We start from the raw sequence: 23,106 nt of genomic DNA on the forward strand, positions 1-23,106 counted from the left end.
ATGCTTTAAACTTTCACTTGCTATTAGCATAACAAAACTTACACTGCTCACCAGTGCAATTTAGGGTTATTCTTCTTAAAAATGAAGAATTTCGAAAATAAGAATTACTAAACAGCCGCATGACTTTCGACAGCAATAGCACAAACAAAAAACGCCAGCGAAGCGACAGGTGGTCACGCTATGTAGTGACCGGCTTCGGCGGCCTTGTTTTGTTGACGTTAGTTATTCTTATTACCCATCTAATCAGCCAAGCTCTGCCGTTGGCATATACCCCTAGCTTAAATCATCTGTTGAGCTTGAAAACGCCAGATAACGAAAAAATTATCAGCGCAGGCGACATTATTAACAGTCAGCCAATGCTGGTTAGGAAGTCTGACTGTCGATTGGGATTAAAGTTGCTTAAAGGCGATGCTCTGGTAAGTAATCACGATTATATCCGTCCTTGTGAGCATAGACTGTCTTCCCACAGTGTGATGGGAGAGAACTATATCGTAGACGTTTCTCCCAACGCCCAAGTGAGAGTTTTACCGGTTAGATCGTTCAACATGACCGACGGTAGCGCAGAGGATATTGCCACAAGTACACCGCAAGCAGCGTTGTCGAACAGCATTGCGTTCGCGCTTCCCAAAGATGAGTGGGAGAGACGCAGTGACTGGAGCATTGCACTGTCCTCAAAATGGGCAGTGGTTTCTATCGTTCAAGACAATAAAGTGTTTATCCGTTGGGTAAATCGGCTTCGTCCTACACAGGTTGTGGATAAACGGTTTCATAATATAGACAGACTCGTATTGTTACCCGGCAGTCAGAGCGTGTTACTCCAAGTGGATGATGCCCTTTTCCTAAATAGGCTCACGGATGAAGGTGCGTCACTACTGCCAATAGCAGGAAACATCACAGCGTCATTAGATGAGAAGATTGTATTCCCACTTGCTAAAGACCGCACCTTTTTCCTAATGAACAGCAATACACAGGCACTTACTCGCTGGGTGCTGAGCAAAAGCGATAAAGGCCTTACCTTTGAACAAACCTACCAAGTAGCGCTACCAGGAGAGAACGTTAAGGATGTGGCAGAACATGCCAGTATGAACTTGGTGGCTGTGCTGACCGATAAAGCAAGAGTGTTGTTGGTAAACCGTGTATCAGGCGATGTAGTGGCATCACAACAGATAGAGCGTTCTGCTGAGAATATCATTTGGTACGGCAATAAGCTTTATGGCTATTCAGATAGCACCTTATCAGTATGGGAAGGCAGGCACTTAAGCGGCGTTACTACATGGGCCTCTCTGTTTGAACCGCAGCACTACGAAGGGTATGAAACGGAAGAAACCGTATGGCAAACCACCAGTGCCTCTGATTTTCAAGAGGCAAAGTTTAGCTTAACACCGCTATTAATAGGCAGTATTAAAGCCTCTCTTTTAGCGCTGCTTATTGCTATTCCGGTTGCTATCGGTGCCGCAATTTACACCGCGTTTTTTGCTAAAAGCCGCCTTCGCAACGTTATTAAGCCGGCTATCGAATTGCTCGAAGCGATTCCCAGTGTACTCATCGGCTTCATCGCGGCTATTTGGTTGTCGCCAAAAGCTGAGCAGTTTTTATTTTCCTTTGCCTTTTTCCTAATCGTTATCCCTTTTGTGCTTATTGTCGTTGCCCTGGTGCAGCGTCCTGTTGCGGAATACTTACCAAAGAAGCTAAGACACGGAGCAGAGCTACTATTTGCTATAAGCGGAGTGTTCCTTTTAGGTTTTATTAGCGTGGAGTATGCGCCTTCGCTTATTTTCTCGATAATGGGGGGAGACGGGTTTACAATGCTTGCGGCCGAGTCCGATAGTCCCATCGGGAAAACGACTATAGTGGTAGCGTTAGCGTTAGGTGTGGCCATATCACCTAGTATCTATTCCCTTGCTGAAGATGCCATAAACGGCGTTCCAAATGATTTAAAACACGCCTCTTTTGCTTTAGGCGCCACACGATTACAGACCTTACTTCATGTTGTTCTTCACGTTGCACTACCGGGTATTGTTGCCGCGATTATGCTAGGTTTCGGCCGCGCGTTTGGTGAAACCATGATAGTCCTTATGGTGACGGGGAATACGCCAATCTCCAGCTGGGGCTTGATAGAAGGTTTGCGAGCACTTACTGCTAACTTGGCAATTGAACTTCCAGAAGCAGATGTATCATCGGCGCACTATCAAATTCTATTTTCACCGCGTGTATTTTGTTCCTGTTTACCTTCTTGGTAAACACCATGGCAGAGCTATTGCGACAGCGTATAAGAAGTAGGGCGTACTATGGTTAATCGAACAACGTTTGGGTTAAGTGCGGTACAGCGTCAATCGTTAGTCATTAGCTTAACGGCTTTTTTCACCAGCCTGCTGCTTATTGCGCTAGTTAGCATTCTTATACTTATTAGTTTTCGAGGTACGGCATATTTTTGGCCAGAGCCCATCTATACGGTTACCGGTACGCATCAAGACGGCACAAGGTTTTCGGTGCTTGCGAACCTATTTGATGAATCGACAAATGAGGATGTGACACTTAAGTTCTCAGATGCTCAGCATCCTTATGGCTTTCAAGTCCAGTTATCTCGAGAGGAAATAGAGACTTCTCTACTTGCAAACCAAAGCGCAGAAATAAAACTGTTAGACGGCAGGCGTGTGTTGGCAATTCCTGAATACATCGTCGTGCCATCTAAACCGCCTCAACCTCTTGGTAACATTGACATTGTGCTAGAGGAAGTGGCCCAAATAAGCGCTCAAATTGAAGATTTAAATACGCAACACCTTGCACCTATTCACGAAGCGCTATCTCAATTTGATAAACGTAATGTTGTTGCCGACGCGCCAGCAAGAGAGCGTTTAGTGGCATCGTTTGACGAATACCAAAAGCGTGTGGAAGCGTTAGAAGCAACACGAGCCGAGTATACCTTATTGGTAAGTTTTGCTGACGAAACGCCGTTTGTTATTCCCATATCTAGTATTCAAGATGTGGATTTTGTCAGTCGTCTAAGTACATGGGAAAAGTGGCAGGCGGCGTTTTCGGAAATCGGTGTTTTTCTCACCGATTCCCCTAAACAAGCGAATACCTCAGGTGGCGTCTTCCCTGCGTTGTTTGGTACTGTACTCATGGTATTTTTAATGACCATCATCGTAACGCCCTTTGGTGTATTAGCCGCTATTTACTTGAGCGAGTATGCACCTAACACGGCGCTTACCACTATTATTCGTGTCAGTGTAAGCAACATGGCAGGTGTACCTTCTATTGTTTACGGCGTATTCGGCCTTGGTTTCTTTGTTTATACCTTGGGCGGCAGTATTGATGAGCTATTGTTTAGTGACACACTGCCAGCACCCACAATGGGAAGCCCTGGCGTTTTCTGGGCTGCCTTAACCATGGCAATTTTGACCTTACCTGTAGTGATTGTGGCGACTGAAGAAGGCTTGCGCAGGGTGCCGGAAGGGTTGAAAGCGGGCAGTTACGCATTAGGAGCTACCAAAATTGAGACTATAGTGCGTACCGTATTGCCTATTGCGTCTCCGGGTATTATGACTGGCGTAATTTTGGCGATTGCGAGGGCGGCAGGTGAAGTAGCGCCACTTATGTTAGTGGGGGCGGTCAAGTTTGCGCCAACCTTGCCTATAGATGGAGAGTTTCCTTATCTCCACCTTGATAGGCAGTTTATGCATTTGGGCGTGCTTATTTATGACGGAGCGTTTCACAGCCAAACTGATGGAAAGAGCGCAAGCATGATGTTTGCCGCTTGCTTGCTTTTACTCGTGGTGGTGTTTGTATTAAATATTCTGGCAGTTGTACTTAGAGCGCGCCTGCGCAAACGCTATCTCAAAGGATAATACAGGTTTTGTAACATGTTGAAGTTGTTTGAACACAATACGCTGAACGTTAACGACATTGGTGAAGAACAAACTGCGGTAGAGGTTAAAAACCTCAACCTGTGGTTTGGCAACAAGCATGTGTTAAACGACATCAGTATGCGGATCCCAAAAAACAAAATCACAGCGTTAATTGGTCAAAGTGGTTGCGGTAAATCTACACTCATTAGCTGTTTCAATCGCCTTAACGATTTGTATGACGGTTGCAAATACGATGGTGAAATTATTATTGATGGGCAAAACATCAATAGCCGCAAAGTAAATGTGTCACGCCTAAGAACGAACGTGGGCATGGTTTTTCAGCGACCCAACCCCTTTCCTATGAGCATTTATGAGAACGTGTGCTACGGGCTTAAGCTTCAAGGCGTTAAAATTCGTCGACACTTAGACGACGCGGTGGAAAGCGCACTGAAACAGGCGGCGCTGTGGGACGAGGTTAAAGATCGTTTATTTGAATCCGCTCATGTTTTATCTGGCGGTCAGCAGCAGCGTTTGGTGATTGCAAGAGCACTGGCTTTGAAGCCTGACATTCTACTTCTTGATGAACCCACCTCGGCCCTTGACCCTCTGACCACGCTTTTTATCGAAGAACTGATGGATGCATTAAAGAAACAATGCACCATTATTATCGTGACGCACAACATGCAGCAAGCGGCTAGGGTAAGCGACTACACCGCCTTTTTCCATCAGGGCAGGCTGATAGAATATGCAGACAGCGATACGCTGTTTACTATGCCAGAGAAGAAGCAAACCGAAGACTACATAACGGGGCGATATGGATAACGTAGCAGTAGGTGTGTGTTCTAACATGGGTTTGCGCCGTAATGCTTCAATTTGGCAAGATGTAGCGGTTTGTCACGATAGTTCTGCCACAGGTAGCGGCACGATTGATTGTCGTTATTCGTTATGCTTACGCCGCGAGGAGAAAACACCATGCGACAGGTAGCCTTAAACACGCATATTTCGGGTACGTTTAATATCGAGTTGGAAAACTTGCGTAACTCGGTATTAACCATGGGGGGCGAAGTTGAACAGCAGCTGGTGGATACGTTAAAAGCGGTAAAGCACAATCATGCCGCTCTGGCTGAAAAAGTGGTGTTGAACGACTTAAAAATTAACTCCATGGAAATTCAAATTGACGAAGAGTGCTTGCGCATTATTGCAAAACGTCATCCTACCGCCAGCGATCTGCGTTTAATTATGACCATTTCCAAAGCCATTACCGATATAGAGCGAATGGGCGATGAAATCGAGCGTATTGCCAAACTAGTAACGCGCAATAAGTTGCCGAGCTCAGATACCATTAAGAGCAGCATGTTACTTATTGGCGAGCGCGTGGCCGCCATGATGCGCGGCACATTCGACGCTTTTGCTCGTCAGGATGAGGCTGCGGCGTTAGAAGTGTATGACCAAGACAACCGCATTGACAGTGAGTACAAACGGCTGCTGTCGTATACCACCTCCGAAATGCAGAAAAGCACTGACGACATGCAGGATTGGCTGGATGTGTTGTGGGCAATGCGCTCGTTAGAGCGAATTGGTGATAGATGTAAAAACGTGTGTGAATATGTGGTTTATCTCACTCGCGGTACTGATGTTAGACATACACCGTTGGAAAATATGCAACAAAAATTGGAAGATTTGACGTAATCCTGTCCAATTGGTCAGTACGATTTTGCGTATTGATATTCAAATATGGATACATGCGAAATTTATTTGTCATAAAACTGAAATATTTGGTGGATTTATCATCGCATTCAAATAATTCCGCATACTTTTATCGTTTTTCAGTGATTTTCGCTATGGCTTCTAACATGATTACGTTATCATGCGCCGCAGCCAAGAACAGATCGTGCAAAATTTAATCGAACCTTATGATAAAACACAATTTGTCTTTAACTTCATTCTCTAGCCTTTGTGGTGAAGAGATCATGCTACTTACTCAAGTAGCGTCCAGCCTAAATCGCGTTTAGATCGGGAGCGATTATCCGTGGAATTTTTTGAAAGTTATGGCCTAATTCTTATAATCCTTGCCGCCGGCGTTGGTTTCGTCATGGCATGGGGTATTGGAGCGAATGACGTTGCCAACGCAATGGGTACGTCAGTAGGTTCTAAAGCTTTAACCATAAAACAAGCCATTATCATTGCAATGATATTTGAGTTTGCTGGCGCCTACCTAGCAGGTGGCGAAGTAACGTCTACCATTCGAAAAGGGATTATCGACTCAACCTATTTTATAGACATACCTGAATACCTTGTATTAGGCATGATCTCATCACTACTTGCAGCTGGAATCTGGCTGGCGGTAGCGTCATGGTTGGGGTGGCCTGTATCTACAACTCACTCAATTATCGGTGCAATCATCGGTTTTACTGCCACTGGCGTCAGCATGGACGCAGTAGCATGGGACAAAGTGGGCGGTATTGTTGGTAGCTGGGTCGTAACCCCAGCTATTTCAGGCATCATTGCTTATCTTATTTTCATGAGCGCGCACAAGCTCATCTTCCAAACAGCCTCACCGTTTGCAAATGCCAAGCGTTATGTGCCGTTTTATATGGCGTTAGCGGGCTTTGTGATGTCGCTTGTTACTATTAAGAAGGGCCTTAAACACGTTGGGTTAGAGCTAAGTGCCGTTAACGGATATCTACTGGCTGTTGGTATTGCCGTAGCTTTAGGCTTCTTGGGTAAATGGTTTATCGGCCGTATGAAGTTCAGCGGTTCTGAAGATGCAGACCTACAGGCGGCTAACGTTGAGAAAGTATTCGCGCTGCTAATGGTAGTAACAGCCTGTTGTATGGCGTTTGCCCACGGTTCAAATGATGTAGCTAACGCTATTGGGCCATTAGCTGCGGTAGTTAGCGTAGTAAGTAGTGGCGGCGAAATTAACTCTAGCACTACACTTGCACCTTGGATCCTTCCTCTTGGTGGTTTAGGTATTGTTGCGGGTCTTGCGCTGTTTGGACATCGCGTTATCAAGACCATTGGTCAAGGTATTACACACTTAACACCAAGTCGCGGTTTTGCAGCAGAACTCGCTGCAGCGTGCACGGTAGTTATTGCATCAGGTACGGGTTTACCTATTTCGACTACCCAAACACTTGTAGGAGCGGTACTAGGTGTAGGTCTGGCGCGTGGTGTATCAGCGCTTAACCTAGGCATTGTGAGAAATATCGTCGTATCGTGGATTGTTACGTTGCCTGCGGGCGCAATCCTCTCGATTATCTTCTTCTACATTCTTAAGGCGTCGTTTGGCGTAGCGTAAAACACAGCGCTTAAAAACGTTCGCATTAAGCGAAAAGAATTAAAAAAGGCCGTGCTTGAAGTGAAGCACGGCCTTTTTGTTTGTGGAATGTTTTCTTTAATCAATAGAGATAGGCGTTTCAAAACCGCGTGGTTTAACGCCCACTACGGCGCATTTTAGCTGATGAATGGTTTCTTCCGCGGTGTCGCCCATGATATAGCCAGGCACGCCCAAACGTGCCACTGTGCCCATTACGATAATGTCGGTATCAAGGGACGTGGTAGTGGCTGCAATTTCTCTTCTAGGGTAGCCGTGAACAATGTGCTTCAGAGGTTTCAAATACTCTAATACATTGTCATCCAATTCATTGCCTAGTTCTTCAAGCAATTTGTCTAGTTCCGATTCACGCTCGGCATGGATTTTTGCAAGATCGGTTTCCATTCTGTCGTTATCAACCGATATAAACCCGTCTCTTGCTATGTTCTCAGGAACCGCATCGAAAACGTGGACAATGTGCAGCTGTGCAAATTCTAGCAAGGCTATTTGGCTTGCGTGACGCAAAATGTCGCGATTAAGATCGCGCCTAATAGACACTTCATGCTGTGGATAGTGATAGTTCAAATCCAGTGCTGCAACTACGTTTTTGTACTGACTGCGAGGCTTGTGGTTAATGATCCAAACCGGGCAAGGGCATTTGCGGAATAAACGCATGTCTAAGCTTCCGAACAACTTATCTAGAAAGCTCTCTTCTGCCCGTTTAATTACTAGATCGATATTGTTCTTTTTTACATAACGCACAACGTCAATAAGCGGCTGACCTACCGTTACCGCGGTAGACACAGGATAGTGTTTTCCCCAGCTTTCCGCTTGTTCTTTTAACCAATGCTGGGCTTGGGTTTCCATGGTTTGCTGAGAATCAACATAAGAGAAAGACTCCATAACCATACTGGCGTTGGGCGGTAAAGATTCTAACGAAAGCATAATGGTAAGCGAGGCTTGATGCGCTTTGGCGATATGCAGTGCTTGGGCTACCGTATCATCTTGACGATGCGAGTCACTCAATACGCATAAAATGTTCTTATAATGTCCTTTCATACTGCCCTCAATAGTTAATCGCTCTATTGACTGAATGATACAAGAGCGGGTCTTACTTCGCTGTAAAAATATGTTGCGTATAATGCTTTAATTTAATCCTAACGCTACTTATGGGGGCTTTCCAGCGCGAAATGTCAAATTCTCAAAAGCTTCTTATAGATTGCACAATAAACAGAATTATCTACCTCTTTTTTTAGGATGTTGTATACGCACAGCTGCGAATAATAGAAGATCGCTCTCGTTAACCATGGGTATCAACCCTAGGCGCTATTTAATCTTTATGTTAGATTAATCCAATATTTTTTAATCCCTTTTTAAATAATTGTGAGATGCCCATGAAATGGCCTAATCTTAAGCACCTGCACTATTTGGTGACGCTACATCAAGAGCAACATTTTCACCGTGCTGCACAGCGCTGTAACGTAAGTCAGTCAACATTGAGTACGGCCATTCAGAACCTTGAAGAGCACTTCGGAAGCCAACTTCTTGAGCGTGAACATAAAACCTTTGTGTTTACATCGTTGGGACTAGATATTGTTGAACGCAGTAAAGTGCTACTTCAGGAAGCGGGAGAGCTGGTTGAGTATGCGCAAAACGCGGGCAATTGGCAGCGAGGCACCTTAAAACTAGGTGTTATTCCAACCATTGCGCCGTTTCTTTTTGAAGGCATGATGGGGGCGTTTTCTGCATTTTTACCCGAGATCAACTTAGAAATGCAGGAAGACACGACGGAGAAGTTGCTACAGCAATTGACCGACGGCAGATTAGACTTACTTATTCTAGCGTTGCCAATGGAAACACCAGGGTGTAAACAGATGGTCTTGGGGCATGACCCGTTCCATCTTATTGCGCACAAAGATATGGCTGAGCAACTACCTAATCCTGTCGACATTTCAACCCTGCCTAAAAAGAGTATTTTCTTACTTCAGCAAGAACATTGTATGACCGGGCATGCGGTGAGCGCGTGTAACCTTCAGCACAGCGACCAAATTAGCAGCGTAGCGGCAAGCAGCTTATATACCTTGGTGCAATTAGCGAATAGCAAAATGGGCTACACCTTCTTACCTGAACTTGCGATAAACCAGTCTATTCTTGAGCACACAGGTCTTAAGAGCTTCCCCGCTGAAGAGCAGGGGTTTCGTGAGATTGGCTTAGTATGGCGTTCAGGCACTACGCGTATGCAGCTGTTTCGTCGTATCGGTGAAATTATCTCGCCACTGTTGCCTATTCCTACACTAAAATAACCTTGGCGCTGAGCGCGCTACCTTTCATATTTAGCTAAAGCGGTTAAGCCTATAGGTTCAGCCGCTTTTTTATTGCTGACATCAATTATTTTCTTGTGCACCAACCCCAAAGAAGTTCTTCATCCATCGCTTAAAGCACAGTTTCATTGGCGTTATTCCCTAAATGACAATTTATTTATCAATTAAACAAACTTTTTTGCAAAGCTTATCGACTTAATGGTTAAGTAAAAAAAAGAGCGTAAAAACGGGGAACGGCGTGTTTAATAAACGAGATGAAAAACTCGTGGAACAGGCATTAAAGGGTAATAAAAAAGCGTGGTTTACGCTTATATCTCGCTACGAAACCGCTATGTATCAATACGGTATTCGAATGACAGGGAATAGCCATGATGCAGCAGATTTAATGCAGGAGATTTTTATCTCTGTGTTTCGCAGTCTTGCCTGTTTTAAAGGTGAGGGCAGTTTTAAAAGTTGGCTCTATCGCATTGCCCACTGTCGCTGCGTTGAACTGTATCGCAAGCGAAAGCCGCATTCTGACATTGACGATATACAGGCGCCACTTTGCGGTGCGCCATGCCCTGAAATGCAGCTTTATAGCGACAGAGAGAGTAGAGCATTAACGCAGGCTATGCAGACCCTACCTTTGGGCCAAAAGGCGGTGGTGGAATTGAAATTCTTCGGCCACTTCACGTTCGAAGAAATTGCACAGCAAATGGATATCTCAGTAAATACCGCTAAGTCGCGACTTTACGCAGCCTTGGCAAAGTTGAAGTTGAAGTTGGAGTTGGAATAATGACCTTATATGACAAAGAAGCCTTATTCTCAGCTTATTTGGACAACTCGCTTGATAGCGAGCAGGAAAAGCAGTTTAACGCGTTGTGCGATTCAGATGCTGAGTTCGCGCAGGCGGTAGAAAATAGCGTCCGTTTGAACAGCGCAAGTGCAAGCTTCGTTGCTCCGGCACTTCCCCAGTGGGACAAAGAACAGACCTTTTTTAAGAAAGATGAACCACGTTCGCTGTCGTCTTGGTTTAGCTTGCCGTCGTGTGCCATGGCCATGTCGGCCTGTGCGCTGTTAGCCGTACTCACCGGTGCAAAGCTGTCGTATAGCGATAACGGTATAGCGCTTACGTTTTCAAACAAAAGCGCCAACGCAGTGGATGAAATGGTTGAGCAACGCGTTACGCAAGAAGTTGCTAAAGCTTTAGGTGAGCAACGTGATTTCTATCAACAAGCAAACCAAACACTATTCAAAGAATACGCTCAGGCGCTATCTACACAGCAGCAACAAAGCAGTGCGGAGCTTACTAAGTACTTGTTAGCATCGAGTAGAGAAGAACGCAAACACGACTTTGCCGAGCTTATTAAATTTATCAACGAGCAGCGTATTGATGATCAAAGATTCTATGCACGCCAATTTACGCGTCTACAGGATGAAATTGATGACATTGAAATAGGGTACAGCGCGGTAAATTTACCCAAAAGCCGTTCTGAAGTGCCATTAGCCATGCCGTATGAAACAAACAATCCACAGTCGTCGCTAGATGATTAATGTAATTAGGTGAAATTATGAAACGTTTATTAACTGCTTTACTACTTTGCTCTGCTGCTGGTGGTCTTGCGAACGCACAAAGTGCGCAAAAATATGACACGCTATCAAATGAATTAGAAATAATGTCTGGGGTACTCAAAACGTCCTTACGACAAAATGCCGCGACTGATTCTTGGAGAGTGAGTCAAATTGAAACCAGCTATCTTGCTGGGCAGGGGGCGGTATTTACTTTTTCAGTAAGAGGCCAAAGCGGTAACTGGGTACGAGAGATAGAAACGCTGGTAGAAGGATTAGTTGCCACCGTACCACCTGCACCACCAGTTCCGTCTGCAAATTCGTTTAGTGATGTAGATGACATTGTGTTTGAAGCAGCCAGAGAGTGGGAAGCTTACGCAGAAGAAACCAGCCATCGTTTTTCTCAGGCGTTTGCTGACAACAATAGTCGCTTACGCGACTTGCGCAACATGCAGCGTGAACTTGCCTGGGAAGCAAGAGAAGTAGAGCGTGAACTGCGAGATATTACCTTTGAATTGCGTCACGCAGACGAGGCGCGAAAAAAAGAGTTACTCGCGCAAAAAGAGCAGTCTGGTGAGCAGCTTAAGCAATTAGAAGCGAAAGAGAAAAGCATGAGGGATGAGCTCAAAGCCATTGAAAAAGAACAGACTAAACAAATGGAGGCGCGAAAAGCGCAGCAGCAGCAAGCTTACAAAACGTTTCTGGCCGGTTTTGAGTCGAGCATGAGCGAGACCTTATGCCGATTTGGGTCAGGCTTACGCGGTCTGCCGGAAAATGAACATATCAGCATGGTGCTGAAAGATTTTGAGATGGACGAGAGTCGCGAGCGCAAAGACCGAATTTATGTATTTACTCGTGCTGATATAGTGCGCTGTGTTCAAGAAAAAATAGACGCGAATAAACTTCTCACCAACGCTAATATTTATCAGTTCTAAATAAATAAGCACGGCGCACTTATGAACGCTTTGCTTTGTTAAAACAGTACGCGCGCCTTCGTTAATGAACGTTGATAACGAAGGCGCGCTTTTTATTGGCCTACATTTTAGGTGCAATATGCCCTAATTCTGCTGCCCAAGTGAGTTCGGATCTCTTAAGGTTATTTGCCGCACTAGCGCCAAAGCTGTGCAGCGCATTGTAAGCGCTATTAGATGGAACACGGCAATAGTGGCAAAGTGCATAGAACAAAAGGCTACAGCGGTGCTGTGAGCCATCGCAGTGTAAGTATATCTTCGCTCCTTCGGTCAACATTTGAGATAGTTCATGAAGGTATTGATGAAGATGCGTATCCTCAGTAGGCGATTCTGACGATGGATGTACAAAGGGAACCCATAGCCACTCTAGCCCAGCTGCAACAGAATTGTCGCGTATAACTGGCGCATGTTCTTCACTGGTCTGAACCGTTGCAATATGGGTAACACCCAGTGACTTAAGGCGTTTAAAGTCACTTTCAACGGGCTTTTTACCCAAGCATATTTGTCCTGCGTGTAGTGAAAACCACGCAATACCTGGTGTCAACGTAGTGCTGTTTTCCTTTTTCTCGGCGTCTTGCTTGTTTGTTAGCATAAGTTTTTACATGGTTTTGGCATAGCAGCTTAATTTGAGCCTTTTATTAAACGACAAAATAATAAATTGAAAAGTAGTGGCAGCTACATCCGCCAATCACGAACATGTGCCAAATTGCATGGGTGTACTTTACCTTTTTTGCCACGTAAAAGCACACGCCTACACTGAAACACAGCCCGCCTGCTACCAATAACCATAGGCCAGCACCGGGAAGGGCGACATAAAGAGGGTAGATAAGACCCAGTGCAATCCATCCCATCAGCAAATAAGTCATCACGGATACCTTTGGGAAACGGTGCTGCGCGACGAGCTTAAACGCCACGCCGCCAATTGCCAAGCTCCAGATAATCGCGGTCATAGTAATACCCAACACGCCACCAATCGAAACCAGTAACAATGGTGTGTAAGTACCTGCTATCAATAAGTATATTGCGCTGTGGTCAAATAGCTTAAGCCATCCCTTTGCCTTTTGATGGGAAATGGCGTGATAAAGGGTTGAGCTTAAAAACACCAGAATGAGTGTAGAGCCATAAATAGCTGCAGTAGTTAACGCGAGCGTATCTTCCGCTCGATACAACATAAATACTAAACCCACGATAGCAGCAATAAAGCCAACCCCATGACTAATACTGTTCAGCCACTCTTCCAGTACAGAGTAGGCTTTTGCAGGAATGCTTTTTGATTGCGGCACAGCCTGTGTCTGAATCTGTTCTTGGATCATCACAGCTCCTGTTTTTTTATTTCTAAGAATAATGGGTAGTAAATGCCCTTAAAGCCTCTTGTCGCACTTTCTCGATAAGACATGCGAGCATTTCAGCGACTAGCGCTTTCAATTGAAGCGCGCAGTTCAGCATTTTCCCTACTACGTCCATTAGGACAATTATAGCGCACACTTGTTCGCTCAATGCGAAAATAATAACAGAAAACGTCAAAAATCTGATGACAATCAGATTACAAAAAGAGGTTAAAATACCAATACGCATAGATAATTGCCCACTCACAAGGCGCTGGTAAGTTTCCTAGCAAAGCATGGGAATGCAGGGCTGAGTGGTGATGATCTATCCGGACTGTTTTAAATCTGCATTCTCGAAACAGCCGCCTAATTTGTCCAGTAGGACTTTTAACGTACGGCTTTCATCTGCAGTCATGCCATTGAGCTTGCAGAGCATCTGCGCAGGCACGTCTTCTGCTATGGCTTTCTTCTTCTTGCCCGTTTCAGTGAGTTGAACGCGCTTAACGCGTTTGTCGGCTTTATCTTTAGTGACAACTAAGAAGCCTTTGTCTTGTAGCTTTTTAAGAATCAGTGACATAGCACCACCGTCTATGGCCGTTCTGTCTAAAAGCTCGGCAATAGTAATGCCATCATTTTCCCATAGCGCCATTAAAGTCACATATTGAGGATAGGTGATATCCAGCGCTTTAAGAAGGGGGCGGTAAGCACGAGTGAATGCATTCGACAGCGTATAAAAGCGGTGGCAAAGCTGATTTTCCAACTTCAATAATTCTGACATGACGCTTAACCCTTATCGATACGGCTTTTTCTTAACAATAATATTTTGCATACAAAGCACTTGATCTGCAAGTTGGTTTGGTGATAATTTATTTTGCATGCAAAGTAGTTGTTTAAATAAACCTATGAGGAGAGTAACTATGCATAAACTTCAACAAGTCGTTTATACCGGAAGTGCAACAGCAACGGGTGGTCGCGAAGGAACAGCGAAATCAAGTGATGGTAAGCTAGACCTTAAACTCTCTACACCTAAAGAATTGGGCGGTGCAGGTGGAGAAGGGACGAACCCTGAACAAATGTTCGCAGCGGGCTATTCGGCGTGCTTTATCGGTGCACTTAAGCATGTGGCTGCATCGCAAAAAATTAAGCTGGCCGATGACATTAGTGTAACTGGCAACGTTGCAATTGGACCTATTGAACAAGGCTTTGCTATTGCAGTAAAACTGACGGTAGATTTGGGCGATATGGACAAAGCACAAGCGCAAGGCTTGGTAGAAACTGCGCATCAAGTATGCCCATACTCAAATGCGACCCGCGGTAACATTGAAGTAGATATTAGCCTTGCTTAATTAAACGGCAAACGAGTCAGCGGTTTACGCAGATAGTTAATGCCCTCGTCAGATAGCTACGCCTTCGTCAGATGGCGTAGCTATCCTGCACTTATTCACGTTAACCCTTACTGCTTTTCGAAATATAGCGCAGTTACAACGCAGCTCTTCGAATTAGAGTCGCCAGTCATATAACAGATTGATACACTGAGGTCGTATCAATCATCCTTTAGGAAGTTATATGAAAAAATACGGATTACTGGCTACATTCGTATGCGCGCCTGTTTTGTTCGCATGCAGCGACAACAGCAATGTAGACGCAGCCAAGACAGACAAAGATCAAGCCGTCAGCGTAGGCTCGACTTCAAACACTGAAGCACAAAATGTTGCAGTAGCAAACCAAGCTGACGCGGCTATTGCCTCTGGGGTAGATTATCACTCCTTCGCGAACCCTAATGAGATTCGAGTTACCCATCTCAGCCTAAACCTAACTGCAAACTTTGAGACCAAGCAGCTTGTTGGCGACGTAACGCTTGATGTAAAGCGTGAAAAGCCCGACAACAACACATTGGTGTTAGATACGCGAGCATTAGACATTCAAAGTGTTACCGTAGACGGTGAAAGTGTTCCTTTTGAAATGGGAGAGGTTGACCCTGATTTAGGTACACCTCTTACGATTACGTTACCTAGTTCCGCAAACGCAGTAACGGTTGCGTATTCAACCTCACCTGAAGCGTCTGGCGTACAATGGTTAACGCCAGCGCAAACTGCAGGTAAAAAGCACCCGTTCCTGTTTACCCAAGCGCAAGCGGTTCACGCGCGAAGCTTTATTCCGCTTCAAGACTCACCGCAAGTACGCGTAACCTATGACGCGACCATTAAGACACCTGAAGCGCTGTTGGCGGTGATGAGTGCGTCAAACGATCCTACCACCGAGCGCGATGGTGAATATGAGTTCACTATGCCGCAGCCTATCCCTTCGTATCTTATCGCGTTGGCAATAGGTGATTTAGAATTTAAAGCCATGGGTGAGCGTACCGGTGTGTATGCTGAGCCTGCGCTACTTGAAAGTGCAGCGAAAGAATTTGAAGACACTGAGGCGATGTTAGAAGTAACAGAAGAAACCTATGGACCTTACCAATGGGACCGTTACGATCTGCTAATTCTACCACCGTCATTCCCGTTTGGCGGTATGGAAAACCCTCGTTTGTCGTTTATCACCCCAACGGTCATTGCTGGTGATAAAAGCTTGGTTTCATTGATTGCTCATGAACTGGCGCACAGCTGGTCTGGTAACACGGTAACAAACGCTACATGGCGTGATCTGTGGTTAAACGAGGGCTTCACAACCTACTTAACTTACCGAATTATGGAAATGATCTACGGTCACGATCGTTTCAAAAAAGAAGCGGTGCTCGGTTATCAAGACCTGGAGAATGATGTTGCTGCATTAGAGGAAAATGATGAGATCCTGGCTATCGACCTTCGTGGTCGCAATCCGGACGATGTTTTCTCAAATATTCCCTATGAAAAAGGCGCACTGTTCTTACGTGAAATTGAACAAAAGATTGGCCGAGAAAACTTTGATGCTTTCTTAATGCAGTACTTTAAAGACTTTGCTTTTAAGAGCATTACTACCGACACGTTTATTGCTTATTTAGATGATACCTTGTTAAAGCAGTATCCAGATAAGCTAGACGCGGAGCGCATCCAAACGTGGATTTTTGAACCAGGCATTCCCGAGGGAGCGCCACAGCCAGAATCTGATGCGTTCACTAAAATCGATGACACACGAAGCGCTTGGCTTTCTGGCGACGTGAAAGCGGCGGATATTGAAACCGCGCAGTGGACTGTACACGAGTGGCTATATTTTCTAAACAACATGCCCGAATCGCTAAGCAACGCACACCTGGCTGAGCTAGATTCAGCGTTTTCACTCACCTCGACTAAAAACAACGAAATTGCTCATAGCTGGTTGATGATCGCAGTAGAGAATAACTATCAGCCTGCCTATGATCGTTTGTATAGCTACTTGGTGTCGATAGGGCGCAATAAGCTTGTTAAGCCCCTTTATCGCGAGCTATCAAAAACACCTGAAGGCAAGGCGTTTGCAAAACGCGCATTTGAAGAAGCGAAACCGGGCTATCACCCACTTACAGTGAAAGCTAATGAAGGCTATGTGAACTAAGACTTTATTAGACTCATATGAACCGGTCTCGATAAGAAGACCTTCGTTTTTGTGATAACGACAATAAAGGTCTACGTTTGTAGATTGCCGTTACTTGGCTAAAAAATTAAAGCAGCTCAATTGAGCTGCTTTTTTTGTGTCTGTCACTGGTATAGAAAACGCGAGAGAAAAAATAATAAAAATTTGAACAATTGTTCAAATAAACGATCTGAAAGTTGGGTACAACGTATAAAATTTTACTTTGATGTGTATCTGTACAAAGCAGCTTATCGCGATCTCGCTTGTACTTTGAAGGATTAAACCGACTTTAAGGAGTTTTTATGTATACGCAAAAAATGCATCCAGCAACGACATTTCCCGATGTCTCAGCAACCCTATCGACAGGGGAAACGGTGTCGCTTACCAATAAAGAAGAGGGATGTGATTGGAAAATGGTGGCTGTTTATCGCGGTAAACACTGTCCAATATGTACTAAATTCCTGAACAAATTAGAAGATTATAAAGGTCGTCTACGCGAGCTCAATATTGATTTGGTGGCTGTAAGTGGTGACAGCAAAGCACAGCTCGATGAGCATCTAGACGACCTGTCGATTACGTTCCCTATTGCTTACGGTCTCTCGCAAGAAGATATGGAAAAACTTGGGCTATATATCTCCAAGCCGCGCTCAGATAAAGAAACCGACCACAATTTTGCTGAACCTGCGCTATTTGTAGTGAATGAAAAAACGACATTCATATTGCTGAAATAGCAAATGCGCCGTTTGTGCGCCCAGACTTAGAGCAACTCGTATCAGGCTTGGAGTTTATACGTAACCCGGATAACAACTACCCCATTCGAGGCACCTTTAAAGGATAAGGTTAACAGGCCCTAGTTATGTGAGATTAAAAGGTAAGGCTCTGGTGGTTTTCAGAGCCTTTTTTATTTACATATAGAAACCGTCAAAAGCTAGTCTTAATTTTATCCCTTGCTTATTGTTTCCTATTGCTTACTCGTTTTCAACTGACACTGAAAAAGCAATGGGGGCCATCTGCTTTTTAAAGTCTTCCAGTGCATCTAAAGGTAGCTCAACATTTATTAGCACACTGCTTCCATAGTTACAGTTCGCAATTTTACCTTGAGCTTGCTCTACCAAGTGACGTACAAACTGCTCGTGTTTGAAACCGATGTCTACGCTAAGCGGTTCCAGCTTTATCTCTTGTCTTACCTCAAGAGCATCTATGGCTTGCTGTGCTGCAGCCGAGTAAGCCCTTACCAATCCACCCGCACCTAATTTAATCCCGCCAAAATACCGCGTGACAATAATCATGATGTCGCCGATATCTTTGTGCTGGAGTACATTTAATATGGGTTTACCGGCAGTGCCGCTAGGCTCGCCGTCATCAGCCATCGCCGCGCTACTTGGCGAGTTAGGGTTGCCAAAAACATAAGCCCAGCAATGGTGTCTGGCGTCGGGATACCGTTGTTTCACACTATCTAAAAGCGCCATTGCACTTTCACGAGAATTTGCAAAGCCGGCACAAGCAATGAATTTGCTTTTCTTAATTTCGTACAGGATTTCTACCTGTTTAGCTGGAACGGGATAAGTCATCAGCGCATTGTAAGCTAAGACAATTTTTTATTTAAGCCAAATAAGGTAAGCAGTGTGTTTTATCGCTTAATAAAACGAAATTTTAGACGACGATAGGCTCAGATAGAACGCAGTGGTCAAAAATACTACTATTTGGCGAATTATCTTGAAAGGTCGTATTTCGTTTACCGTTCTAGCGGGTGCTTATTTCTGGGTTTGTAGTTAAGTTTTTGAATTTAAATGGCTTTATAAAGTTGGCGCAGTGATTGTAATAGTGAATATGAGTGTGGCCAAGGCGTAACGCCACAACAACGTAACTTCGTCCCAATAAGGAAATCATGCTATGAAATCACGTATTACTGCTATCGCTATTGTTGCTCTTACCTCTGTATTCACCGGAAGTGCTTTAGCTTCTGTAGAATTTAAGCCTACCGACGGTTCGGTCACCTCTAACCTTTGCGTTGCTGCCGCTACCGGGAACAAGTGGAAGCTACATGAACAAATTAAAGAATCTGCGCTAGATAAAAAGTACGTAGCACAGGACATGACGTGTAACGGGCTATCGGTCGCTGCGTTTGTTGATCAATATGGCAAGAACGGGGATAGCATCAAGAAGTACCTGAATATTCAACAGCAGCAGATCGCTAGCGTGGCGCACGCAAAATAATCCCCACAATTAAACGGTGCTAGGCTTGTACGTATGCGTACGCGAAAAATCGATTGTGTGAAAAATCGGGTTAAAAAAAAGGCTGTTGCTTATACAACAGCCCTTTTTACTAATTTAACAGGACTGCTAGCGTAGAATACCTGATACAGTTTCAGATACATTCAATGCGCCTTTTTGAATCTCATCAATAATGCTTTGCACTTGCGCAATCTGTTGACTATTTTGGTCAACACTGTCTTTAACGCCTGCCATTTTCTTCGTGGATTTGTCAGCAAGCTTTCTGTTCTCTGCCACTACACTTTCAATTTCCACAGTCGAATCGCTGGTACGTTGCGCTAGCTGCCTCACTTCATCTGCTACTACAGCAAATCCTCTACCTTGATCGCCTGCACGTGCAGCTTCAATAGCGGCATTTAGTGCTAAAAGGTTGGTTTGCTCAGCAATGCCACTAATCGTTGTCACAATGGTTTCAATTTTTAGCGATTGCTCACTCAGTTCGTGCATAAGTTGATTGGTTTGCTCAACTTCTAACATGGCTGTATTGAAAATCTCAACGCTTCGTTGAAGTGACGTTGCTCCATCAGAAGCAATTTGAGACGTCTCTTCTGCCGTTGATACTGCGAGTTCTGCCGCTTGTGCGATTGCATTCTTTTCGTTGATTGCATCGGTAATGTTAGATGCAAATTTAATAACTTTTACTACTCGACCCGAAGCGTCAAACACGGGGTTGTACGTTGCTTCCAACCACAATGAGCTACCGTGCGCATCTACGCGCTCAAACTGGCCTGAAGAGAAATTACCGCGGGCAAGGTTATCCCAAAAATTAGGATTTTCTTGATAAAACGTATCGCGACAGAACATGCGATGGTGTTTACCTTGAATGTCGGCCAAACGGTATTTCACTGTTGCAGTAAAATTCTCATTTGCCGTGATAATTGTTCCATCAGGATGAAACTCAATTACCGCCATCGACTTGTTTAGTGCGTCAGTCACTGCCTTACCAGCAAAATAGGCGTTTTCATGTTCAGTGATATCGTGGTAAATGGCATGAATTTCTGTAACGCCATGCTTATTCACCGCTACGTAGCTTGCCTTAAGCCACTTCGTTTCACCTAACGCCGATTTTCTTGCAACCGTGTCGCTAAAGCTGCCGCCATTGACCAAGTGTTGCCAAAACGATTTGTACTGTGACTCAGGTTCAACACCTTCAACGCGCATTGCCGCATGGGAAAACGACGTTGCGGTTGAATTTGGGTAATCCAAAATGGAAAGTAATACGGGAGAGGCAAATGTGCACTGTCCATCAGTACTATAGATGGCATAGGCCATTGTGTTTTTGAACGCATCCAGCGTGCCAAGCAAGTCTTGGCTCTCGTCCCTTAGAGCCGAAATGTCATTATTGTATCGAGAACTTGATACGAACATAACGTCTCCGAAAATTACAAGTATAATTAAGAATTAGTGTAGTCTATGTTAACTATATTTAACATTTATGTCGTTTAGACATTAGGCGAAGCCTATGTTTAAGGCATTATCAATTAGGCTTAATTTATCTATAAGTGGTTGTTTTCATTGTTACAGTACGGTAACTATTTTCATCTAACAAGAAACATTCGAACTAATAAGACCACTCGATGCCATTAGAACGCTTTATCCCATTTCGCAAACATGATGTTAGTAGATTGTGTGAAAACGTAATTGTGCAAGAGAGGACTCTTTTTCGTACGTTCTCAACGTTGCTCGTTAATCGCATACACTATCAATATCATGAGCAACTTGAGGGTCTGAAAGATAGCTATAACGACTTTGATCCAAACAAAGACACCCGCGATCTTACACCTTCAAGTGAAGCTACGAGAAAGCAAAGCCAAAAGGCGTTTTCGAATGCGTTTGCCAATCTATTAAACGCAGCCAATTTTGAAAAAGTCACAAACGAAGATTTAGAAGCAGCATTAAACGAAGAGTCGCTGTTTAAAGTGCGCCTTGCGGTTAGCTTCGAAGACTTTGAAGATGTGGTGTTTTATCGACGGGGCGAGTCGGTAAAAACTGAAACGCTGCGTACTTTTTTCGGGTTGCGAAAAAAGCAGGTGTCATTTACCAACTACGACAAAGTGGCCGTTTATATCACTTTTAAAGATGAAGCCTACTTCAAAGAGAAAGGGCAAACGCCAGTTACCTTTAAACCTGGTTCCACCATAGTAAAGCTTTTCCAAAACGTACCTAAAGCAGACTTGGAGATGCTGTTTCCCAATAGCGAAGTCAAAATGCGTCCGCTAGATAAGTTGATCATTAGTGCATCGGCGGCAATAGGTGGCACCGTGGTGCTAGTGACTAAGTTAGGCGCATCGCTACTTCTCATGGCATCTTTTCTGGCGTTTTGGCTTGGCTTTAAAGACGATGAAGTGGAATTGACTAAGCAAAGCCTAATCACTTTTGGTATTGGCATGGGTGTATTCGGCAGCTTTATATTTAAGGAATGGACAAAGTTTAAAAACAGAAAAATCAGGTTTATGAAAGCCTTGTCTGACAACCTCTATTTTAAAAATTTAGACAATAATGCAGGCGTGTTTCATACGTTAATTGATGCAGCAGAGGAAGAGGACTGCAAAGAAGCTTTGTTGGCTTATACATTTTTGCTGAAATGTAGTGAAGTGTCTGTAGAAGGTGGTGCTGCATTCTGCGCGGTGCGTGCAGAGCGCGAGATTGCCGCTGGTGGAATGACATTAGCAACCCTCGATAGTGTAATAGAAAGTTACTTTTCAGGAGAGCTTGATTGTGCGCTCGATTTCGACGTTACTGACGCTGTTAATAAGCTGGTGGACATGGAACTAGTCGAACAATACGGCGATATTTTTGTGGCGCGGGCGCTTAACGATGCTGTGAAGATACTTGATGACTACTGGGATAATATTTATCAGCCTGTTTGATTGACCCTTTAACGTCGATAATAGTACGCCAAGGAATGAAAAGCCTAAGCGAAGCTTTCAAGTCTTATTGCTACTCACTACGTACGTGAATAGCGGCAGGTAAGCGCTGACAGTTTGAGTACTTATCCACTAAAATAACCTTCGTGTTGTGCTTGTTTAACTGTGTCTAAAAAGGCTTTTATTCTTAGCGATTGATGGGGGCGCTGTGGGTGCACAACAAACAGCTGACTGGTGCTTTTTATTGGAGGCTCACTCGGTGTCGACCCCAGCTTAATTTCTTCAAAAAGTGCGACCAGTTCACCCGCCTTACTATGCTTTTTCGCCACATAGCTTGGCAGTCTTGCAATGCCGCGGCCTTCCAGCACATGCTGAATGAGCGCCAGATTATCATTAAGTTTTAACCAGCCTTTAACCGCTGTGCGCTTACCCTTTATGAGCCAGTTATCTTGGTCGGGGCCGCAAAAGCACTGGTGCGCATCTAAATCGCTCAACACTTTGGGTGTGCCGGCTTGCTTAAGGTATTGCGGTGCTGCAACTATTGTGTGGCTATAAGTAAATAATGGCTTGGCCACCATATCTTGCGGCGGGTTGTTAGTAGAGCGAAACGCCAAGTCGAAATGACCTCGGTTTAAGTCGTGCCTTTGATAGCTGGTATCTAAATGGAACGAAACATCAGGATGCTGCTGCGAGAAGGAAAAACACAGTTCGCTTAACAAGTAGTGCGCAAACATATTCGGCGCCGTAATGGCGATAATTCCTTCTAGCTGCGTTTGCTCACGTACTAAATTTTGCTCTAGCTCTACCACGCTGCGATTAATCTTCTGTGTATCGGCGTACACTTGTTTACCTTCGTTGGTAAGACTTACCTGACGTGTTGAGCGCTGCAGCAACTTTACGCCTAACGCAAGTTCAAGCTCCCTTATTTGCTCCGACAGGTAGCCCCTGGAAATCTGCATTTTCTCTGCCGCAGCACCAAAGTTTAAGGTTTCTGCTACCGCACTAAACAGCATCAATCGCTCGACTTTTTTATGTGGTTTCATTGGCTTGTTACTTTTTACACGAGATTACATCGGAGATAAATATTCACAACATGCTCGAAAAA

20 protein-coding genes and 2 pseudogenes are annotated in these 23,106 nt (G+C 44.5%); 14 read left to right on the plus strand and 8 right to left on the minus strand.

Features of this window, described 5'->3' with window-relative positions:
- Positions 1 to 119: 119 nt before the first annotated feature.
- The 5 genes from MASE_RS03625 (at position 120) to MASE_RS03645 (ending at position 7,149) form a co-directional block, all read left to right on the plus strand.
- Positions 120 to 2,240 (plus strand): ABC transporter permease subunit, encoded by a 2,121-nt coding sequence (locus MASE_RS03625; RefSeq protein ID WP_014948400.1) that lies wholly within the window; start codon positions 120 to 122, stop codon positions 2,238 to 2,240.
- 48 nt (positions 2,241 to 2,288) lie between these two features.
- Complete coding sequence (pstA, locus tag MASE_RS03630) at positions 2,289 to 3,848, plus strand: phosphate ABC transporter permease PstA (RefSeq protein WP_014948401.1); 1,560 nt, start codon at positions 2,289 to 2,291, stop codon at positions 3,846 to 3,848.
- 15 nt (positions 3,849 to 3,863) lie between these two features.
- A complete protein-coding gene (pstB, locus tag MASE_RS03635) occupies positions 3,864 to 4,670 on the plus strand; it encodes a phosphate ABC transporter ATP-binding protein PstB (RefSeq protein ID WP_014948402.1) in 807 nt (268 codons plus the stop codon).
- A gap of 150 nt (positions 4,671 to 4,820) precedes the next feature.
- Positions 4,821 to 5,537, plus strand: coding sequence for a phosphate signaling complex protein PhoU (gene phoU, locus MASE_RS03640; protein WP_014948403.1), 717 nt, complete (start codon positions 4,821 to 4,823; stop codon positions 5,535 to 5,537).
- A 340-nt stretch (positions 5,538 to 5,877) separates the two neighbouring features.
- Entirely contained in the window at positions 5,878 to 7,149 is a 1,272-nt protein-coding gene (locus tag MASE_RS03645; RefSeq protein ID WP_014948404.1) for an inorganic phosphate transporter, read from the plus strand.
- Positions 7,150 to 7,245: 96 nt separating this feature from the next.
- On the opposite strand, the gene MASE_RS03650 is transcribed toward MASE_RS03645, so the two are convergent.
- On the minus strand, positions 7,246 to 8,223 hold the full coding sequence (locus MASE_RS03650; protein WP_014948405.1) for a universal stress protein: 978 nt from the start codon (positions 8,221 to 8,223) through the stop codon (positions 7,246 to 7,248).
- Positions 8,224 to 8,558: 335 nt separating this feature from the next.
- Between MASE_RS03650 and MASE_RS03655 the strand changes: the two genes are divergently transcribed.
- From MASE_RS03655 to MASE_RS03670, 4 genes are all read left to right on the plus strand, one after another.
- Positions 8,559 to 9,467 (plus strand): hydrogen peroxide-inducible genes activator, encoded by a 909-nt coding sequence (locus MASE_RS03655; protein ID WP_014948406.1) that lies wholly within the window; start codon positions 8,559 to 8,561, stop codon positions 9,465 to 9,467.
- Positions 9,468 to 9,723: 256 nt separating this feature from the next.
- Positions 9,724 to 10,260 carry an RNA polymerase sigma factor gene (locus tag MASE_RS03660; protein WP_014948407.1) on the plus strand — a complete coding sequence of 179 codons (537 nt, stop codon included), beginning with the start codon at positions 9,724 to 9,726 and terminating at the stop codon, positions 10,258 to 10,260.
- A complete protein-coding gene (locus tag MASE_RS03665) occupies positions 10,260 to 11,018 on the plus strand; it encodes a hypothetical protein (RefSeq protein ID WP_014948408.1) in 759 nt (252 codons plus the stop codon). The genes MASE_RS03660 and MASE_RS03665 overlap by 1 nt, the downstream gene beginning before the upstream one ends.
- 17 nt (positions 11,019 to 11,035) lie before the next feature.
- A complete protein-coding gene (locus MASE_RS03670; protein ID WP_014948409.1) occupies positions 11,036 to 11,968 on the plus strand; it encodes a hypothetical protein in 933 nt (310 codons plus the stop codon).
- A 100-nt stretch (positions 11,969 to 12,068) separates the two neighbouring features.
- Here the strand turns inward: MASE_RS03670 and MASE_RS03675 are convergent, their stop codons facing one another.
- The 3 genes from MASE_RS03675 to MASE_RS03690 form a co-directional block, all read right to left on the minus strand.
- Positions 12,069 to 12,596, minus strand: a complete 528-nt coding sequence (locus MASE_RS03675; protein ID WP_014948410.1) for a protein-tyrosine phosphatase family protein — start codon at positions 12,594 to 12,596, stop codon at positions 12,069 to 12,071.
- A gap of 46 nt (positions 12,597 to 12,642) precedes the next feature.
- On the minus strand, positions 12,643 to 13,317 hold the full coding sequence (gene trhA, locus MASE_RS03680) for a PAQR family membrane homeostasis protein TrhA (protein ID WP_014948411.1): 675 nt from the start codon (positions 13,315 to 13,317) through the stop codon (positions 12,643 to 12,645).
- A 337-nt stretch (positions 13,318 to 13,654) separates the two neighbouring features.
- Positions 13,655 to 14,107 (minus strand): MarR family winged helix-turn-helix transcriptional regulator, encoded by a 453-nt coding sequence (locus MASE_RS03690; protein WP_014948413.1) that lies wholly within the window; start codon positions 14,105 to 14,107, stop codon positions 13,655 to 13,657.
- A gap of 139 nt (positions 14,108 to 14,246) precedes the next feature.
- Between MASE_RS03690 and MASE_RS03695 the strand changes: the two genes are divergently transcribed.
- The 3 genes and pseudogenes from MASE_RS03695 to MASE_RS03705 all read left to right on the plus strand — a co-directional run bounded on the left by MASE_RS03695 (position 14,247) and on the right by MASE_RS03705 (position 17,698).
- Positions 14,247 to 14,675 (plus strand): organic hydroperoxide resistance protein, encoded by a 429-nt coding sequence (locus tag MASE_RS03695; protein ID WP_014948414.1) that lies wholly within the window; start codon positions 14,247 to 14,249, stop codon positions 14,673 to 14,675.
- 220 nt (positions 14,676 to 14,895) lie between these two features.
- The gene (locus MASE_RS03700) at positions 14,896 to 16,842 is read left to right on the plus strand and encodes a M1 family metallopeptidase (protein WP_014948415.1); all 1,947 of its coding nucleotides are present in this window, start codon (positions 14,896 to 14,898) and stop codon (positions 16,840 to 16,842) included.
- A 320-nt stretch (positions 16,843 to 17,162) separates the two neighbouring features.
- Positions 17,163 to 17,698 (plus strand): annotated as a pseudogene (locus MASE_RS03705) (redoxin domain-containing protein).
- A 130-nt stretch (positions 17,699 to 17,828) separates the two neighbouring features.
- Here MASE_RS03705 and MASE_RS03710 read toward each other — a convergent pair.
- Positions 17,829 to 18,431 carry a YigZ family protein gene (locus tag MASE_RS03710; RefSeq protein WP_014948417.1) on the minus strand — a complete coding sequence of 201 codons (603 nt, stop codon included), beginning with the start codon at positions 18,429 to 18,431 and terminating at the stop codon, positions 17,829 to 17,831.
- 322 nt (positions 18,432 to 18,753) lie between these two features.
- On the opposite strand from MASE_RS03710, the gene MASE_RS03715 reads away from it, so the two are divergent.
- Positions 18,754 to 19,077, plus strand: a complete 324-nt coding sequence (locus MASE_RS03715) for a DUF3718 domain-containing protein (RefSeq protein WP_014948418.1) — start codon at positions 18,754 to 18,756, stop codon at positions 19,075 to 19,077.
- A 126-nt stretch (positions 19,078 to 19,203) separates the two neighbouring features.
- Here the strand turns inward: MASE_RS03715 and MASE_RS20475 are convergent, their stop codons facing one another.
- Together MASE_RS20475 and MASE_RS20480 are read right to left on the minus strand one after the other, a co-directional pair.
- Positions 19,204 to 19,611: a methyl-accepting chemotaxis protein gene (locus MASE_RS20475; RefSeq protein ID WP_321825600.1), complete on the minus strand. Its 408-nt coding sequence runs from the start codon at positions 19,609 to 19,611 to the stop codon at positions 19,204 to 19,206.
- 123 nt (positions 19,612 to 19,734) lie between these two features.
- Positions 19,735 to 20,502: pseudogene (locus MASE_RS20480) on the minus strand (PAS domain-containing protein); the annotation flags it as partial.
- A gap of 209 nt (positions 20,503 to 20,711) precedes the next feature.
- On the opposite strand from MASE_RS20480, the gene MASE_RS03725 reads away from it, so the two are divergent.
- Positions 20,712 to 22,004: a TMEM143 family protein gene (locus tag MASE_RS03725; protein WP_014948420.1), complete on the plus strand. Its 1,293-nt coding sequence runs from the start codon at positions 20,712 to 20,714 to the stop codon at positions 22,002 to 22,004.
- A 122-nt stretch (positions 22,005 to 22,126) separates the two neighbouring features.
- Here the strand turns inward: MASE_RS03725 and MASE_RS03730 are convergent, their stop codons facing one another.
- The gene (locus tag MASE_RS03730; RefSeq protein ID WP_014948421.1) at positions 22,127 to 23,044 is read right to left on the minus strand and encodes a LysR family transcriptional regulator; all 918 of its coding nucleotides are present in this window, start codon (positions 23,042 to 23,044) and stop codon (positions 22,127 to 22,129) included.
- Between the last annotated feature and the right edge of the window lie 62 nt (positions 23,045 to 23,106).

Origin of the sequence: Alteromonas macleodii ATCC 27126 (genome assembly GCF_000172635.2) — a bacterium.
Taxonomy (GTDB): domain Bacteria; phylum Pseudomonadota; class Gammaproteobacteria; order Enterobacterales; family Alteromonadaceae; genus Alteromonas; species Alteromonas macleodii.

Excerpts from the sequence above, each read along its gene's own strand:
- MASE_RS03625 (WP_014948400.1), top strand. The coding sequence starts at position 120 with ATGACTTTCGACAGCAATAGCACAAACAAAAAACGCCAGCGAAGCGAC.
- pstA (WP_014948401.1), top strand. The coding sequence starts at position 2,289 with ATGGTTAATCGAACAACGTTTGGGTTAAGTGCGGTACAGCGTCAATCG.
- pstB (WP_014948402.1), top strand. The coding sequence starts at position 3,864 with ATGTTGAAGTTGTTTGAACACAATACGCTGAACGTTAACGACATTGGT.
- phoU (WP_014948403.1), top strand. The coding sequence starts at position 4,821 with ATGCGACAGGTAGCCTTAAACACGCATATTTCGGGTACGTTTAATATC.
- MASE_RS03650 (WP_014948405.1), bottom strand. The coding sequence starts at position 8,223 with ATGAAAGGACATTATAAGAACATTTTATGCGTATTGAGTGACTCGCAT.
- MASE_RS03655 (WP_014948406.1), top strand. The coding sequence starts at position 8,559 with ATGAAATGGCCTAATCTTAAGCACCTGCACTATTTGGTGACGCTACAT.
- MASE_RS03665 (WP_014948408.1), top strand. The coding sequence starts at position 10,260 with ATGACCTTATATGACAAAGAAGCCTTATTCTCAGCTTATTTGGACAAC.
- MASE_RS03670 (WP_014948409.1), top strand. The coding sequence starts at position 11,036 with ATGAAACGTTTATTAACTGCTTTACTACTTTGCTCTGCTGCTGGTGGT.
- MASE_RS03675 (WP_014948410.1), bottom strand. The coding sequence starts at position 12,596 with ATGCTAACAAACAAGCAAGACGCCGAGAAAAAGGAAAACAGCACTACG.
- trhA (WP_014948411.1), bottom strand. The coding sequence starts at position 13,317 with ATGATCCAAGAACAGATTCAGACACAGGCTGTGCCGCAATCAAAAAGC.
- MASE_RS03690 (WP_014948413.1), bottom strand. The coding sequence starts at position 14,107 with ATGTCAGAATTATTGAAGTTGGAAAATCAGCTTTGCCACCGCTTTTAT.
- MASE_RS03695 (WP_014948414.1), top strand. The coding sequence starts at position 14,247 with ATGCATAAACTTCAACAAGTCGTTTATACCGGAAGTGCAACAGCAACG.
- MASE_RS03700 (WP_014948415.1), top strand. The coding sequence starts at position 14,896 with ATGAAAAAATACGGATTACTGGCTACATTCGTATGCGCGCCTGTTTTG.
- MASE_RS03710 (WP_014948417.1), bottom strand. The coding sequence starts at position 18,431 with ATGACTTATCCCGTTCCAGCTAAACAGGTAGAAATCCTGTACGAAATT.
- MASE_RS03715 (WP_014948418.1), top strand. The coding sequence starts at position 18,754 with ATGAAATCACGTATTACTGCTATCGCTATTGTTGCTCTTACCTCTGTA.
- MASE_RS20475 (WP_321825600.1), bottom strand. The coding sequence starts at position 19,611 with ATGTTAGAAGTTGAGCAAACCAATCAACTTATGCACGAACTGAGTGAG.
- MASE_RS03725 (WP_014948420.1), top strand. The coding sequence starts at position 20,712 with ATGCCATTAGAACGCTTTATCCCATTTCGCAAACATGATGTTAGTAGA.
- MASE_RS03730 (WP_014948421.1), bottom strand. The coding sequence starts at position 23,044 with ATGAAACCACATAAAAAAGTCGAGCGATTGATGCTGTTTAGTGCGGTA.